Here is a 14616-nt window from a genome sequence, read left to right on the forward strand (position 1 = left end):
ACCTCAACACCCGGACTTGCGCTGCTCCGACTGAGCCCGCGCGCGCACCGCCCGCGAAGCGTTCGGGTATTTGCGCAGCATCTCGGAATAGGTGGCACATGCCGTTCCGGTTTCGCCGAGACTGGCGAGCGACTGGCCGAGCTTCAGAAGTGCGTCAGGCGCCTTTTCGCTTTGCGGATAGGTGTTGTAGAGCGCCAGGAACTCGCGCGAGGCTTCCTGATAGCGCTGGCGCGAGAACAGGGTTTCGCCAAGCCAGTATCTGGCGCTCGGCACCAGCGCGTCGCTCGGATAGCTGGCGAGAAAATCACGGAAACCGGTTTCCGCCTGGCCGTATTCGCCGCGCAGCACGTAGCCATAGGCCACGTCGTAGGCGTCGCGCGGGTTCTGCGGATCGACGCGGGCGATCTGCTGGCCGCCGGTCAGGTCGGTCGGGCCGCTGTCGATCACGCCGCCAATGGCATCACCGGACCCCACGCCGGGAACCGGGTTACCGCCAAGCGTGTCGCCGCCGAAACTCTGCCGTCCACCGGCCAGCGCCGACAGATCGAGCGGCGCACCGATGACCGCGCCGATCTGGTCCTGCTGGTCCGCGGGAAGATCGTTCGCCGAAACCGTGCCGAGAAGCTGCGGCGGTGCCGTACCGGCGCTGAAGCTGTTTGCCGAGCCACTGGCATCCGCCGTCGCCGGTGCCGATGGGCGCGACGGAGCCTGCGAGCGCTTGCGCCCGCCGCTGCCTTCCAGTTCCTGCAAGCGGTATTCGGTATCTTCCTGCATGCGCCGGATCTGGTCCTGCAACTGCATCAGCCGGTGGTTCAGTTCCTCCACCTGGCCATTGAGCTGGCGCATCTGCGCCTCGAGGGTGTCGATCCGGAGCGACTGCGCAGCCGTCTCGCGGCTACCGCCGCTCTGGTTGCCGAAGATCACGCGCGCATTGTCCGCCGATGCCGTACTAACGAACGCGGTTGCCACGGCACCTGCCGCCAGCGCCGCGATCATTGTCTGTCGGGTACGGATCATCAAAACCATATCGTCCTCGTCTCGAGCATCTTTCCGCAAGTCCGGCGCGGTGAAGCGACTAAACCATGCAGGCAGTCGAAAATACAGAGCCTCTCGCGCGAAACCGCCACATCGAGCCCCGCACGCACCTCGTCAAGAAAATCATCCTGCCATGTGACGCCTGAGTTCGACGAAACTATGACCTGCCTCTGTATTCATGGTGCGGCAAAAAGAAAACGGCCGGCCCGGAACACCGGACCGGCCGTCAAAACTTCGTGAAACGCTGATGCCGGTTAGCTGCCGGCGCCGTTCAGCGTCGTCACCGCACGGCGGTTCTGCGTCCAGCACGACGCGTCGTTACACACCGCGACCGGGCGCTCCTTGCCGTAGGAGATCGTCCGCAGACGGCCCCGGTTGACGCCACGGCTGACCAGATAGTCGCGCGTTGCCGCGGCACGGCGGGCGCCGAGCGCGATATTGTATTCGCGCGTGCCGCGTTCGTCGGCATGACCTTCGATCACCACCGAATACTGCGAATAGCGGCTCAGCCACGCGGCCTGCTTGTCCAGCGTCGCCGTCGCCACGCCCGTCAGCTGCGAGCTGTCGACCTCGAAGAACACACGGTCTCCGACATTGACGACGAAATCCTGAGCCGTACCCGGGGCAGCACCGCCGGCCAGATCGTCGATCTGCTTGTTCCCTGCGCAAGCGGCAATCGTGCCGGCCATCATGGCCACGGCAACGAAGCGTCCCACCTGCCGGAAACGCAATTCACTCAACATCCCGATTTACTCCTCGTATCCCCCGGGCCTTTGCCATGGTTACTGGCAGTTTGGTTAAGCCGGGGTTCGCAAAATTGGTTAGCCGATCGTTAACGGCCCTGCCGTCGAGCGACCCTGTGGTTTGACGACCCGCAGGATCGCCGCCGTCAATTGAGCAGCGGCGACCATGCCGGGTCGGACCCGAACGAGGGTGTCGGCACCCGCTGTTCGTTATAACCCGTCAGATCAATCGACCACAATTGTGGCCCTCCTTGGGCGCCCGGAACATCGCGGAAGAACATCAGCACGCGGCCGTTCGGAGCCCAGGTCGGTCCTTCGTTGTGATAGCCCTCGGTGAGGATGCGCTCGCCCGACCCATCCGGCTTCATCACGCCGATCAGGAACTTGCCGCCCGACATCTTGGTGAAGGCGATGAGGTCGCCGCGCGGCGACCAGACCGGCGTCGAATAGGAGCCGTTGCCATAGCTGATCCGCTTCGCGCCGCCCCCGGAACCACCCATCACATAGAGCTGCTGGCGGCCGGCACGATCGGATTCGAAAACCACCTGCGAGCCGTCCGGCGAGTAGGACGGACCGGTATCGATCGAGGCCGAATTGGTCAGCCGCGACACCTTCCGCGAACCGAGTTCGAGCGTGAACAGGTTGGCGTTGCCGTTGTCCTGCAGGCTCATGATCACCCGCCGCCCGTCCGGCGAGAAGCGCGGCGCGAACGTCATGCCCGGGAAATCGCCGACAAGCTGGCGGCGGCCGGAATTGATGTCGAGCAGATAGACCCGCGGCTGGCCGCCGGCATAGGACATATAGGTGATGGTCTGGCTCGACGGGCTGAAGCGTGGTGTCAGAACGAGGTCCGAGCCGTTGGTCAGGAAGCGCACATTGGCGCCGTCCTGGTCCATGATTGCCAGTTTTTTGACCCGCTTGTTCTTCGGCCCTGTCTCGTCGACAAACACCACGCGGGTATCGAAATAGCCCTTCTCGCCGGTCAGCCGTTCATAGATCGCATCGGCGATGATATGGGCGATGCGCCGCCAGTTGTCCGAGGCGGTGAAATATTGCTGGCCGGTCATCTGCTCGCCGGCGAACACGTCCCACAGGCGGAACTCGACCTTCAGTCGGCCATCGCCCTGGCGCGCCACCGAACCGGTGACAAGCGCCTGCGCGTTGATCACCCGCCAGTCGGCAAAACGCGGCGCCGTGTTCGGGTTCGACACCTTCTGGATGAAGGATTTCGGGTCGAGCGGCTTGAACAGCCCGGACCGGCGCAAATCGGCGGAAATCACGCTGGTGATATCACGCGCCACGCCGGCATCGCTGCCACGGCCGACGAAGTCCGGCAACGCGATCGGCATCGGCTCCAACCGGCCCTGGGTGATGTCGATCTCGATCAGCGCGAAGGCTGGCGTCGTCGCCACCACGGCAAGTGCCGCCGCCGCAGCCACACGCCGCGCGCCACGCGCAATCGCCGCCCGTGCCGAGGCCGCCATCCCGGCAAGCCATGATCCGTTCGCATATCCCGCCAAACCGACCATCCGTCCCTCCTGTGCTCGCATCTCGCTATCCGCCGAACAGTTCGCGCGGATCGAAGGTAATATTGATTTCATTCCAGGCATCGAATTTTTCCACCGGCATCTGATAGGGCTGACAGCGCAGCACCGCCCGGCGCGCGCTGTCTGCAGCGGCGCGGAAGAAGGGGTCGGAACCGGAGTTCAGCACCTTCGGCGGGTTGGCGACGCTGCCGTCGCGATTGAGAAACACCTTCAACTGAACTTTCAGACCCTCCGCGCTGGTCGCCCCGATCGGCGGATTCCAGCAGCGCGAGATCTGCGCGCGCAGCGCATCGAGCTCCGACTGCGTCATGCGCGCATTGTCATTGCCCGTACGGCTGCCGAGCGAGGCCGGCCGCGCATTGCCCTGGTTGCCACCACCCGACGGCGTCGTCTTGTTCAACAGCGCAGAGATCTTGTCCGGGTTGAAGTCCTTCTTCTCGGTATTGGCCGTTTCCTGCCGGTCCTTGCGGTCGTCGGCCTTGGCAACCTTGGTCGGACGCGGCGGCGTCGGCTTCGAGCGCGGAATGGCTGATGGCGGCAGCGGCTCGGCAACCTCGGCAGCGGCCTCGGCAGGCGCCGGTTCGGGTTCCGGCGTCGGCGTGGGCTCAGGCTCCGCCTGCGGCACCGGTTCGGGTGCCGGCGGTTCGGGCGCGGCCTCGCGCACCGGTTCGGGTTCCGGTTCCGGCTCTGTCGCCGGCGGCGGTTCGGCAGTCGCCGGCTGCTGCGAAGGCGTCGGTTCAGGTGCCGGCGGCTCCGGCGACGGCTCGTCGGTCGGACCGACCGGTTCCGGCGTTGCGTCCGGCTCGGGCGGCGTCTCGACACGCGCCTCCGACGGCTGTTCCTTTGGCTCGGCGGTCTTGATGCCGCGCTGAAGGTCGGTGATTTCGGCGATCGTCACGAGATCGACGGGCAAGGCATCGACCGGCGGCACCGCAAACGGATCCGCCTGCGGCAGGGCCACCAGACCCCACAACAGCACCACCGTATGGCCGACGGTCGATACGACGAGCCCGACGCGCATGATCAGCCGCCCTGCTCTTCCAGCGTAACCAGCCCGATCCGCTTGAATCCTGCCGCGCTGATCCGGCCCATCACCTTCATGATGGTGCCGTAGTCGGCATCCTGATCGCCGCGCACATAGATGCGCTCTTCATAGCCGTTCTGCGCGATCGCCATCAGCTTGGCGACCACCTCGTCAGCCTCGATCGGCGTTTCCTGCATGAAGATCTCGCCGCTGCCCTTGATCGAGATGGTGATCGGCTCGGTGTCGCCCTCCATCGGTTTGGCCCGCGTTTCCGGCAGGTCGATGGGCACGCCGACGGTCAAAAGCGGCGCGGCGACCATGAAAATGATCAGCAGCACCAGCATGACGTCAACGAGCGGCGTGACGTTGATTTCGCTCATCGGCGCCGAACGGCGCCGGCGTCCACGACGCCGTCCGCCACTGCCGCCCGAGCTTTGCAGTCCTGCGCCCATGGCTCAGCTCCGCTCGTCGATCTGCCGCGACAGGATGGCGGAAAACTCGTCCGCGAAGGCTTCCATGCGCGAACCGAGATGGTTCACCTGGGAGGAAAACTTGTTGTAGGCGATGACGGCCGGGATGGCGGCGAGCAGCCCGAGCGCGGTCGCGAACAGCGCTTCCGCGATACCCGGCGCGACGACCGCGAGATTGGTGTTCTTCGACGCCGCGATCGCCTGGAAGCTGGTCATGATGCCCCACACCGTGCCGAACAGGCCGATGAAGGGCGAGGCCGAGCCGACCGTCGCCAGCACCAGAAGCCGCCGCTCGAGCGTTTCCATCTCGCGCGTGATCGTCACGTCGAGCACCTTGTCGACGCGCATGTTGAGACCGCCGATGGCAGGCCGTCCGCCCTCGTGGCTGCGCTTCCACTCGCGCATCGCCGCGACGAACACCGCGGCCAGACCGTTGTTGGCCCGCGCCGACAGCGTCCGGTACAGCTCCTCGAGCGACTGGCCCGACCAGAAGATCTTCTCGAACCGGTCCATCTGCACCTTGGTGCGCGTGTACAGGATCGACTTGTCGACAATGATCGCCCAGCACCACACAGATGCCAGAAGCAGCCCGATCATCACGATCTTGACGACGATATGCGCGTCCCAGAACAGGCTGATCAGGGACAGGTCGCCAACAGGGGCGGCAATCGCCGACTGGGCCACATCCATCGGATTCATCTTGGAGAACCTTTCATCCGTCTAGCAATCGAACGAGCAATCAAACCAGAACCAAAGTCCCCGGCGTCTCGTTTGCCGATCACTTGCTCGGGCCGCCTGGCAATGACAAGTCGTACTGCGAATGCAGGCGCCTCTCTGACCGTTAATTTTGTCAAAACTAGGAACTACGGCCTGAGGCAAAGGTCTGGCGGCACACCGGATCGAGCAAGACATTGTCAGGGTTAATGTAGCCTTAAGATTACGGATTCGGGCCCGGGTTTGAAGGCTTTTCGAGCCGGGCGCGAAGTTCGGCGGGCAATCGCACCGGCCGTCCGCGCGCATCGATGGCCGCCGCCGTCACCGCCGCGGCGATCAGAATGTCGCCACCGCGCGACACCGTCTGATCGATGAAGAAGCGCGCGCCGCGGATCTCGCGCGACCAGGTCGTCACCGTCAGCACGTCGTCGATCCGCGCCGGCGCGCGGAAATCGATCTCCATATGGCGGACGACGAAGGCAACCGCTGGCGGGCCGTCGCCATCGGCCAGTTCGTTATGGTGCACGCCGAGCAGACGCAGGAAATCGGAGCGGCCGCGCTCCATGAATTTCAGATAGTTGGAATGATAGACGACGCCGGAGAAATCGGTGTCCTCATAGTAGACGCGCACCGCCAGAACATGCCGCCCGTTCTCGATCCGCCCGGCCAGATCCGGCCATTCGTCCGGCACGCCATCTGCACTCATCGCACCCTGTCCCATACCGCTCAGTCGTCGGCGCGCAGCCGCGCCTCAAGCTCCGATTCCATCACCGACAGCGCCCGTCCGCGCAGGGCCGACGCCGCGAAGTGATAGTAGTTCACCCGGCACACGACATCGGTATGAAGGGCCGTCCGTCCGTCGTCCTCGAGATCGACCCAGGCGAGGATCGGCATGTCGTATTTGGTCGCGTCGGCGCACACCCAGTGCTTGTCCGACAGCACCATCACCATTTCCTTCAGCCCCGGCAGCTCGAGCCGCATCGGCGACCCCCAGCGGCCGCGCGCACGCCGCCACAGATTGTAGGTCGCAGCCGCGATCCGGTCCGGCCTCCTGGCCATCACCGGAATGTCGGCAAGCCGTTGGTCCATGTCGATCAGGGTCTTCAATCCTCCCCGTCGGATCCGTTCGAGAACGTCTGCAACAGGTCGTATTGTGCCGCATTGCCGGCCGGCATGGCCAGCCCGAGATGGGAAAAGGCGCGCGGCGTCAGCAAGCGTCCGCGCGGGGTGCGCTGCACGAAGCCCTTCTGAATGAGGAACGGCTCGACGATTTCCTCGATCGCATCCCGCGGTTCCGACAGGGCGGCTGCAATCGTGTCGATGCCAACCGGGCCGCCGCCGAAATTCTCCGCGATCATGGTGAGATAACGCCGGTCGAGCATGTCGAGCCCCATTCCGTCGACGTCGAGCCGGCGTAGCGCCGTATCCGCCGCCTCGCGGTCGATGGCGTCCTTGCCGGCAACGGAGGCAAAGTCGCGCACCCGCCGCAGCAGCCGCCCGGCGATACGCGGGGTACCGCGCGAACGGGTCGCGATCTCGCGCGCGCCATCCTCGGTCATGCCGATGCCCATGATCCGCGCGCCGCGCTTGATGATGTGTTCGAGTTCAGCGACCGTGTAGAATTCGAGCCGCACGGGGATGCCGAACCGGTCGCGCAGGGGTGTCGTCAGAAGCCCGAGCCGGGTTGTCGCGCCAACCAGCGTGAATTTCGACAAATCGATCCGCACCGAGCGCGCCGCCGGGCCCTCGCCGATGATCAGGTCGAGCTGGAAATCCTCCATCGCCGGATAGAGGATTTCCTCGACCGCCGGATTGAGCCGGTGGATCTCATCGATGAAGAGCACATCGTTCTCTTCCAGATTGGTCAAAAGCGCCGCGAGATCCCCCGCCTTGGCGATCACCGGGCCGGAGGTGGCGCGGAAATTGACGCCGAGTTCGCGCGACACGATCTGCGCCAGCGTCGTCTTGCCGAGCCCCGGCGGGCCGACGAACAGCACGTGATCGAGCGCGTCGGAACGGCTGCGGGCCGCCTCGATGAAGACTTTCAGATTGGATCGCGCCTGCGCCTGACCGACGAAATCGTCGAGCGTTTGCGGCCGCAGACTGGCGTCCGCGTCTTCCGGGCGTTCGTCGGCGCTGATGAGTCGGTCGGTCATAGGCTCCATTCCAACGCGATCTCGTCCCGCATGGGAAGCCCGTCGCGACCGGTCAAGGGGATATCGGGATGTCTCTGGCGCGCTTCGTCGAGGCTGCCGGGGGTAAGCGCAACGATCCGCCCGCCCCGCTTCTGCAGGAAACGTAGCGCCTCCGTCGCGTCATTGCCGATGACGGCGCGCAGCCGCGCACAGCCGCGTTTCCTCGCCTCGAACAGGAGATGCGCGACAAGCGCGGTGCCCGCCCCCTCGCGTGTATCGAGGCTGTCGAGCGACAAGAGCCGGCAGGTGTCACCCTCGACGATGAAGGTTGCGAAGACCTTGGTCAGTTCCTGCTTGTCGCGCCCGCGCACAGCTTCGACCGCGTCCGGCGCGTAGACTTTCCCCTCGGCATAGAGCGGCGCAGAGCCGCGCCGCTGGCGCAGGAAGGATGCGATCCGTCCGGCATCCGTCTCGGCAACGATGGTCAGCGCTGCCGTCACTTCGCCAGTTCCTTGAGCGCCAGCCGGATCAGCGTCTGCGTATTTGCCTCTTCGCCAGCCTCACGGCGCGCAGCCGCGACCGCCGCGCTCGCCTGCACCTGCGCATAGCCGAGATTGACGAGAGCCGAGACGGCATCGGCGACAGGCTGCGGCGCGCGCTTGTCTTCCAGATCGCCGGCAAGCTGCACCAGACCCGGATCGACATCGGCAAAGCCCGGCGCCTTTTCCTTCAGCTCGGAGCAGATGCGCTCGGCAACCTTCTTGCCGACCCCCGGCGCGCGCGAAATCTGCGCGGTGTCCTTCAACGCAATCGCCGACGCCAGATCGCCCGGCTTCAACACACCGAGCACGGCGAGCGCCACCTTGGCGCCAACGCCCTGCACCGTCATCAACAGGCGGAACCATTCGCGCTCGCTCGCCGACAGGAAGCCGTAGAGCCGGATCATGTCCTCGCGCACCACAGTCTCGATGGAAAGCGACGCCGCCTCCCCCGCCGACGGCAGCGACTGCAGCACGCGGGCCGGGCAGAACACTTCGTAGCCGACCCCGCCGACATCGAGGATCACGGTATCGTCGCCGAAACTGTCGACGATGCCTTTCAGTTTTCCAATCATGACGTGCCGATCAAGAGGCCGAAGCCGGGTGAAGCGAAAGCGCGAAACGCGCCGCCAGCTTCGTTCGCGCGTGAGAACATGTCAAGAACGAAAGCTTTCTTTGCACAGCCTGCACCCGTCCCGCAGCGAGCCGAAATCGATCCGGCAAATGCAGTTTTCATTCCACCGGGACATTCCGCGCACTTGCCAAACGCGACACAATCGAACCCGATACGGTGCTGGGGTGAATGGGAGGCATTCACATGCGCACGATTTGGTTTGCGGCTCTGTTCCTGGCGGCAGGCGCCACCGCCGCCACCGCGCAATCGCTCGATGGATTCCTGGGCGGCATGCTCAACGGCTGCCAGATGTCGTCGGAATTCGAGGACTTCACGCAGTCGCTCGCCGACGAGGCGGCCGGTAGCGGCATGATCCGCGTTCCGCCGCGGGTCAAGGATGCCATCGGCGGCGCCGATATCCAGGACCGCGAGGATCACTATCTGATCTCCGTGCCCGTGACCGCGACCTGGAAGGGTCTGCCGCTGAGCGGCATCACCTATTTCCTCGGCAAGGAAAACGGCATTTACGGTTGGCAGGTACTGTTTGCTGCGACGGCTGAACAGGTCGACGCGACGTTCGGCGCGGACGAAAAGCGCTCCCGCGCAATATTGCTGAAGAACGACCCAATGGGAGCGTTTTCGCCCGACAGCGTCAAGATCGGCAAGACGTCCGACGGCGTGCCCTACTTCCTCTGCGATCTGTCGAACTGAGAATACCTTCCGGCCACCATCAGACCGTCAGCCCGCGCGGCCAAGGACCTTCCTGTGCTGCGCGTGGCAGAGCGCAATTGCCAGCGCGTCCGCCGCGTCGTCGCTGTCGAAGGTCGCCTTCGGCAGCAGCATCTTGACCATCATGCGGATCTGCTTCTTGTCGGCATGCCCGACGCCGACAATGGTCTTTTTCACCGCGTTCGGCGCGTATTCGGCAACGCTCAAGCCGGCCTGCGCCGGAACCAAGAGCGCGATGCCGCGCGCCTGACCGAGCTTCAGCGTCGCCGCCGCATCCTTGTTGACGAAGGTCTGCTCGACGGCGGCCTCTTCCGGCGCGAAGCGCTCCAGAACCACGCTCAGCTCCCGATGCAGCACCAGCAGCCGCGCGGCGAGTTCACCGTCGAGCGGCGCCTTCACCGTGCCCGCATCGACGAAGGTCAGCAGCGAGCCGGTCACCTCGATTACGCCCCAGCCTGTGCGCCGAAGCCCCGGATCGATACCGATGATGCGAGTGGTCGTGGTCATGCCTGTCCGAAAACCGTTGCGGCCGAATCGCCCCAGTGTAGTCCCGAAACCGGTCTGCGAAGTTTCGCGGCAAAACGCAATTCGCCGGAACAGCCTCAAGAAAGTTCGATCTTCGTACGCAAAGGGACTGGCGCAATTTCCAAATGCACAATAACAAGGCAACGAAGATGAATTATTGGGCAGGATTCGCCGCTTCCATGACCGAGCCGCACCGCAAGCAGCATCGTCACTCGCCGCGCCCGCCCGTGTCGCAGATGATCCGCAGTCTCGTGGGCGCGCTGCTCGGCATTGGCCTCCTTGCCGCCATCGACCAGTTTTTCCTGAGCGACGCCGATCTGACCTTCGTCATCGGTGCTTTCGGCGCCACCGCCGTGCTCGTCTTCGGCGCGCCATCGAGCCCGCTCGCCCAGCCCTACAACGTCGTTGTCGGCCACATGATATCGGCGGCAATCGGCGTGGCGGCCTTCAAACTCGTCGGCGACGCGAACTGGTTTTCCGCCGCCCTCGCCGTTTCCTTTGCCATCGTCGCCATGCAGGCGACCCGCAGCGTTCACCCGCCCGGTGGTGCGTCCGCGCTGATCGCCGTCGTCGCCTCACCGCAGATCCACGCGCTCGGCTTTCTCTACGTTCTGTATCCGGTTGCGCTGGGCGCCGTCGTGCTGGTCTGCGTCTCGCTCGTCTCCAACAATCTGTTCAACGACCAGCGCTGGCCGATTTTCTGGTTCTAATACCTATCCGGTACGGCGAAGCCTGATACAACGGAACGCACGGAGCGGCTTGCCGAGCCGCAATTGTCCGAATGCGCACCCGCAAACGCCACAACCCTTAAGACCGGACACCACACCCATGTCGTTCGTTTTCGAACCGGCTTTTGCCGTTCTCGCCCTTGCCGTCGTCACGGCGGGGTTGGTGCGCGGATTTTCGGGGTTCGGCACCGGGCTTATCTTCATGCCGGTCGCCTCCAGCGTCATCGACCCGTTGATGGCCATCGTCATCGCCTGGGCGATCGACACGCTGCCGACCGCGCCGATCGTCATCCCGGCGCTGAAGCGCTGCACGTGGAAGACCATCCGCCCGATGCTGGTCGGTGCTTTCGTCGCCCTGCCGCTCGGCGTCGCCGCGTTGCGTTATGCCGATCCGGTTCCGGCGCGCTGGGCAATCAGCCTGCTGACCCTCGGCTTTGCGCTCGTGCTGTGGTCCGGCTGGCGCTACCGCTCCAAGCCGCCGACGCCGCTCGTGCTTGGCGTTGGCGCAACGGCCGGCTTCCTTGGCGGCTTTGCCGGCATTCCCGGCCCGCCGGTGATCCTGTTCTGGATGTCGAGCGCGGCAGCGGCCATCGCGCGTGCCAACATCATCGTCTTTTTCGCCGTGCTGACGGTGTTTTCGGGCAGCAACTACTTCCTGCAGGGCCTGTTCACGAAAGAAGCGCTGCTGCACGGTCTTGCGCTGGCGCCGATCTATTTCCTCGCATTGGTCGCCGGCAACAAGCTGTTCCCCTACGCCGCCGAGGAAACCTACCGCCGCATCGCGTTCTCGCTGATCATCCTGTCGGCGATCATCGGCCTTCCGGCGCTCGATGCAATTTTGCGGTAATCACTAGCGGAACTCGCCCACCCGCTTGATGCGGTAGGCCGCCTCGCCGATCTCCATGCCTTCGGTCGCGACAGAGAACGAAACTCCGAGCGGGTGACTGCCGATCTCGGCCAGATCGATCCGCTCAAGCGTGAAGCGATCGGCGCGGAAGGTTTCCGGGACAGCCGCCCCCGACACCCGCGCAAGAAAGTCTTCGGCAAACACAATGGCGCCGTCGAAATCGACCGCTTTCAGGTTCGCCCCGGAAAAATTCGGCCGCAGCAGCAGCGCGTTTCGGAACGTGCTGCCGGCGATCGAAGCATCGCGGAAGTCCGGCTCGATCAGCGCTGCCCCGTCGAAATCGATCGCCAATCCGTTGACGCGCGCGAAGGTCGTGCGGATGACCATCGAACCGGCAAAGTCCGCGCCGGCCATGTTGGTTTCCATCACCGGCACGGACGGGTCGCCGCGATAGGGCTCTTTCACCTGATCATGCGGAATGCCGGCGAAGTCGCAAGCGTTGAGCGTCGCGTTGCGGAACCGCGCGTGCTCCAGCTCCGCCGCGCCGAAACGCACCGAATTGAGCTGCAGCCGGCTGAAATCGGCAAAACGCAACCGGGCGAAGGTGAACGACATCAGATTGACGACCGGCACACTGACCTGTGCGAAGGAGAAATCCGCGCCACGGAAGGAGAGCAGCTCGGTTTCGTAGATCCCCGTCTCGAACAGCATGGCGATGACCATGCCGCGCTCCGGGCTGACCGGCCGGTCGATCAGTTCGGTTTCGTAGGATTGACCCTTCAACGCCTTGCGCTGGGCGTCGGCGAGAATTTCCGGACGGCGCGCCAGTGCCAGCCCGTTCAGCGCGTCGGTATCGCGCGCGTCCACCGACCCGCCCTGAAGATAGCGATAGGGCCGCGCAGCCTGGGTCGCCGCCACCATGCGCGCCCGCAGACCGCTCGAAAGGTCTCTCAGAAACACCACCGGGGTTTCCTTGTCGTCCGCCTGTTGCCGCGCGACTTCCTCGGCAAGGTCCGAACCAATGTCGAGCAACGACGGCAGGATGCCGGCACTGCGCTGCGCCTCGCCAAGTTCGATCTGGGTGCGTAGCAGATCGTTTTGCTGGCCAAGCCCGGTGACCTGGCTCGCGCCCAACTCGTTCTGCCGCACCAGAAGGGCATTCTGCTGATCGAGACGGACGAGTTGGCTGGCGATGAGTTCGTTCTGACGGAAAAGAAGCGCGGTGCCCGCCAGCGCCGCAAGCGCCGCAAGCAGCCCGGTCAGCGAGGCGATCAGCCAGCGCCGCGACGACACCCACGCCCAGCGCGCCAGGATCAGCTTGACCAGTTCCTCCGCCGCATCCGCCGCCTCCGACGGCTGGCGTTCGGCGATGTGCCGCGTGGTCTTCGTCAGCGGCCGCGCGAACTGGTCGAGCGTGGTGACGGAAATCCCGAACAGGTATCCGAGAATGCGCCGGCGAAAGAGCAACAACAGCATGCCGAGCATGCCGACGAAGGCGACGAAGATCAGCACGAAGGTGATGATGAGGCCGGCGTTCTCGGTCAGGAATTCCGAGCCGATGACAGCCAGCGGAAAGCCGACGCAAATGCCGAGCACAAAAAGCACAAGGCCGAGCCCGACCGCATCGCCGCCACGTCGACCGCGAGGTCCGCGCGAACCACCATTCGGCCCACCGCCCTCGTCGCCCGAGCCACCGCCTTTGCCGCCGTTACCGCTAACCTGCGTTTCGTCGTCCGACACCGCCCCAGATCCGCCCGTTGTCCACCCTGTAGCCCTGTTCGCCGCCACCCGGCGAAGCCGGCCGCGCGACGAAGTCATGCAGACATTTTATTGGTGAGAAAACAGGAAATGCCACATGCCGAGGGCGGTCTGCGCTCCAGAACCCCGGCTCAACGCATAACAATCGCGTGATGCCGGCCTCCACGCATCACAGCCCCCTGCAAAACCGGTCCCGAATGCAAGAAGGGCGGACCATCAGGCCCGCCCCTCGAAATTCCAGCCACGATGCGCAGCAGCGGATTACAGCTCCAGCTTCGCCATAACCTCATCGGAAATTTCAAAATTGGCGTAGACGTTCTGCACGTCGTCGTCATCTTCGAGAACGCCCAGCATCTTCATCAGCGTGCCGGCCTTTTCCTCGTCCACCGGATTGAGATTCTGCGGCTTCCAGATCGCCTTGACGGATTCGGCCTCGCCGAGCGAGTCGGCGAGCGCAGTGGAGACTTCGCCGAGGGATTCGAAAGCGCAGATGATGGTGTGGCCGTCTTCGTCGGACTGCACGTCGTCGGCGCCGGCCTCGATGGCGGCTTCCAGCATGGCGTCGGCATCGCCGGCTTCCGGCTTGTAGACGATCTCGCCGACGCGATCGAACATGAACGCGACCGAGCCGGTTTCACCGAGCGCGCCGCCGTTCTTGGAGAACGCCGCACGCACGCTCGACGCGGTGCGGTTGCGGTTGTCGGTCAGCGCTTCGACGATGACGGCAACGCCGCCCGGGCCGTAGCCCTCATAGCGCACTTCGTCGTAGCTCTCGGCATCGCCCGCCTGCGACTTGTTGATCGCACGCTCGATGTTGTCCTTCGGCATCGACTGCGCCTTGGCGTTCTGGATTGCCAGCCGCAGGCGCGGATTGGAGTCCGCATCCGGCCCGCCGACCTTCGCGGCGACCGTGATTTCCTTCGACAGCTTGGAAAACAGCTTGGAGCGGACGGCGTCCTGCCGCCCCTTGCGATGCATGATGTTCTTGAATTGTGAATGTCCGGCCATACCCGTCTCTCGTCAGTGGCGGTGACGCCGGAAACCCGGACAGAGGCAGCTCGCGCCTCCCGCGCTATGGGGGCTCAAACCCCAGTTCGCGGCGTAACCGAAAGAAATCTGCCCGCGCTTATAGAAAACGCAGCGCCGGAAATCCAGCCATTCGGCGCGTTCTATTGATCGGCCTGCAAACAATACCGGTGTTTTCGTGCG

The 14616-nt window shown here is 64.5% G+C and carries 17 protein-coding genes; 3 read left to right on the forward strand and 14 right to left on the reverse strand.

Going from position 1 to position 14616, the window contains the following annotated elements:
- Positions 1 to 3 precede the first annotated feature (3 nt).
- The 11 genes from ygbF to C0606_17300 form a co-directional block, all read right to left on the reverse strand.
- A complete protein-coding gene (ygbF, locus tag C0606_17250; protein PLX35843.1) occupies positions 4 to 1026 on the reverse strand; it encodes a tol-pal system protein YbgF in 1023 nt (340 codons plus the stop codon).
- Positions 1027 to 1289: 263 nt separating this feature from the next.
- Positions 1290 to 1778: a peptidoglycan-associated lipoprotein gene (gene pal / locus C0606_17255; GenBank protein ID PLX35844.1), complete on the reverse strand. Its 489-nt coding sequence runs from the start codon at positions 1776 to 1778 to the stop codon at positions 1290 to 1292.
- A 146-nt stretch (positions 1779 to 1924) separates the two neighbouring features.
- Positions 1925 to 3262, reverse strand: a complete 1338-nt coding sequence (gene tolB / locus C0606_17260; GenBank protein ID PLX35845.1) for a Tol-Pal system beta propeller repeat protein TolB — start codon at positions 3260 to 3262, stop codon at positions 1925 to 1927.
- Between the two features lie 70 nt (positions 3263 to 3332).
- A complete protein-coding gene (locus tag C0606_17265; GenBank protein ID PLX35846.1) occupies positions 3333 to 4346 on the reverse strand; it encodes a cell envelope biogenesis protein TolA in 1014 nt (337 codons plus the stop codon).
- A 2-nt stretch (positions 4347 to 4348) separates the two neighbouring features.
- Entirely contained in the window at positions 4349 to 4801 is a 453-nt protein-coding gene (gene tolR, locus C0606_17270) for a protein TolR (protein PLX35847.1), read from the reverse strand.
- 3 nt (positions 4802 to 4804) lie between these two features.
- Positions 4805 to 5518, reverse strand: a complete 714-nt coding sequence (tolQ, locus tag C0606_17275; GenBank protein ID PLX35848.1) for a protein TolQ — start codon at positions 5516 to 5518, stop codon at positions 4805 to 4807.
- Positions 5519 to 5756: 238 nt separating this feature from the next.
- Positions 5757 to 6239, reverse strand: a complete 483-nt coding sequence (gene ybgC, locus C0606_17280) for a tol-pal system-associated acyl-CoA thioesterase (protein PLX36011.1) — start codon at positions 6237 to 6239, stop codon at positions 5757 to 5759.
- Between the two features lie 20 nt (positions 6240 to 6259).
- A complete protein-coding gene (locus tag C0606_17285; protein ID PLX35849.1) occupies positions 6260 to 6640 on the reverse strand; it encodes a hypothetical protein in 381 nt (126 codons plus the stop codon).
- Entirely contained in the window at positions 6637 to 7689 is a 1053-nt protein-coding gene (locus C0606_17290; protein PLX35850.1) for a Holliday junction branch migration DNA helicase RuvB, read from the reverse strand. Before C0606_17290 ends, C0606_17285 begins: the two co-directional genes overlap by 4 nt.
- Positions 7686 to 8168 (reverse strand): hypothetical protein, encoded by a 483-nt coding sequence (locus C0606_17295; protein ID PLX35851.1) that lies wholly within the window; start codon positions 8166 to 8168, stop codon positions 7686 to 7688. The genes C0606_17290 and C0606_17295 overlap by 4 nt, the downstream gene beginning before the upstream one ends.
- Complete coding sequence (locus C0606_17300) at positions 8165 to 8782, reverse strand: Holliday junction branch migration protein RuvA (GenBank protein ID PLX35852.1); 618 nt, start codon at positions 8780 to 8782, stop codon at positions 8165 to 8167. The genes C0606_17295 and C0606_17300 overlap by 4 nt, the downstream gene beginning before the upstream one ends.
- A 242-nt stretch (positions 8783 to 9024) precedes the next feature.
- On the opposite strand from C0606_17300, the gene C0606_17305 reads away from it, so the two are divergent.
- Positions 9025 to 9531 (forward strand): hypothetical protein, encoded by a 507-nt coding sequence (locus C0606_17305; GenBank protein PLX35853.1) that lies wholly within the window; start codon positions 9025 to 9027, stop codon positions 9529 to 9531.
- Positions 9532 to 9558: 27 nt separating this feature from the next.
- Here the strand turns inward: C0606_17305 and C0606_17310 are convergent, their stop codons facing one another.
- Positions 9559 to 10056 (reverse strand): crossover junction endodeoxyribonuclease RuvC, encoded by a 498-nt coding sequence (locus tag C0606_17310; protein PLX35854.1) that lies wholly within the window; start codon positions 10054 to 10056, stop codon positions 9559 to 9561.
- Between the two features lie 197 nt (positions 10057 to 10253).
- Here C0606_17310 and C0606_17315 point away from each other — a divergent pair, with 197 nt between their 5' ends.
- Both C0606_17315 and C0606_17320 read left to right on the forward strand, forming a co-directional pair.
- Positions 10254 to 10784 carry an HPP family protein gene (locus C0606_17315; protein ID PLX36012.1) on the forward strand — a complete coding sequence of 177 codons (531 nt, stop codon included), beginning with the start codon at positions 10254 to 10256 and terminating at the stop codon, positions 10782 to 10784.
- Positions 10785 to 10902: 118 nt separating this feature from the next.
- Positions 10903 to 11649: a sulfite exporter TauE/SafE family protein gene (locus C0606_17320; protein PLX35855.1), complete on the forward strand. Its 747-nt coding sequence runs from the start codon at positions 10903 to 10905 to the stop codon at positions 11647 to 11649.
- A gap of 3 nt (positions 11650 to 11652) precedes the next feature.
- Here C0606_17320 and C0606_17325 read toward each other — a convergent pair whose 3' ends face one another.
- Positions 11653 to 13389 carry a hypothetical protein gene (locus C0606_17325; GenBank protein ID PLX35856.1) on the reverse strand — a complete coding sequence of 579 codons (1737 nt, stop codon included), beginning with the start codon at positions 13387 to 13389 and terminating at the stop codon, positions 11653 to 11655.
- A 279-nt stretch (positions 13390 to 13668) separates the two neighbouring features.
- Positions 13669 to 14415 (reverse strand): YebC/PmpR family DNA-binding transcriptional regulator, encoded by a 747-nt coding sequence (locus tag C0606_17330; GenBank protein PLX35857.1) that lies wholly within the window; start codon positions 14413 to 14415, stop codon positions 13669 to 13671.
- Positions 14416 to 14616 lie beyond the last annotated feature (201 nt).

This window comes from Hyphomicrobiales bacterium, assembly GCA_002869065.1.
Classification (GTDB): Bacteria; Pseudomonadota; Alphaproteobacteria; order Rhizobiales; family Rhodobiaceae; genus Rhodobium.

Excerpts from the sequence above, each read along its gene's own strand:
- tolR (PLX35847.1), bottom strand. The coding sequence starts at position 4,801 with ATGGGCGCAGGACTGCAAAGCTCGGGCGGCAGTGGCGGACGGCGTCGT.
- pal (PLX35844.1), bottom strand. The coding sequence starts at position 1,778 with ATGTTGAGTGAATTGCGTTTCCGGCAGGTGGGACGCTTCGTTGCCGTG.
- C0606_17305 (PLX35853.1), top strand. The coding sequence starts at position 9,025 with ATGCGCACGATTTGGTTTGCGGCTCTGTTCCTGGCGGCAGGCGCCACC.
- tolQ (PLX35848.1), bottom strand. The coding sequence starts at position 5,518 with ATGAATCCGATGGATGTGGCCCAGTCGGCGATTGCCGCCCCTGTTGGC.
- tolB (PLX35845.1), bottom strand. The coding sequence starts at position 3,262 with ATGGCGGCCTCGGCACGGGCGGCGATTGCGCGTGGCGCGCGGCGTGTG.
- C0606_17300 (PLX35852.1), bottom strand. The coding sequence starts at position 8,782 with ATGATTGGAAAACTGAAAGGCATCGTCGACAGTTTCGGCGACGATACC.
- C0606_17315 (PLX36012.1), top strand. The coding sequence starts at position 10,254 with ATGACCGAGCCGCACCGCAAGCAGCATCGTCACTCGCCGCGCCCGCCC.
- ygbF (PLX35843.1), bottom strand. The coding sequence starts at position 1,026 with ATGGTTTTGATGATCCGTACCCGACAGACAATGATCGCGGCGCTGGCG.
- ybgC (PLX36011.1), bottom strand. The coding sequence starts at position 6,239 with ATGAGTGCAGATGGCGTGCCGGACGAATGGCCGGATCTGGCCGGGCGG.
- C0606_17290 (PLX35850.1), bottom strand. The coding sequence starts at position 7,689 with ATGACCGACCGACTCATCAGCGCCGACGAACGCCCGGAAGACGCGGAC.
- C0606_17330 (PLX35857.1), bottom strand. The coding sequence starts at position 14,415 with ATGGCCGGACATTCACAATTCAAGAACATCATGCATCGCAAGGGGCGG.
- C0606_17310 (PLX35854.1), bottom strand. The coding sequence starts at position 10,056 with ATGACCACGACCACTCGCATCATCGGTATCGATCCGGGGCTTCGGCGC.
- C0606_17320 (PLX35855.1), top strand. The coding sequence starts at position 10,903 with ATGTCGTTCGTTTTCGAACCGGCTTTTGCCGTTCTCGCCCTTGCCGTC.
- C0606_17265 (PLX35846.1), bottom strand. The coding sequence starts at position 4,346 with ATGCGCGTCGGGCTCGTCGTATCGACCGTCGGCCATACGGTGGTGCTG.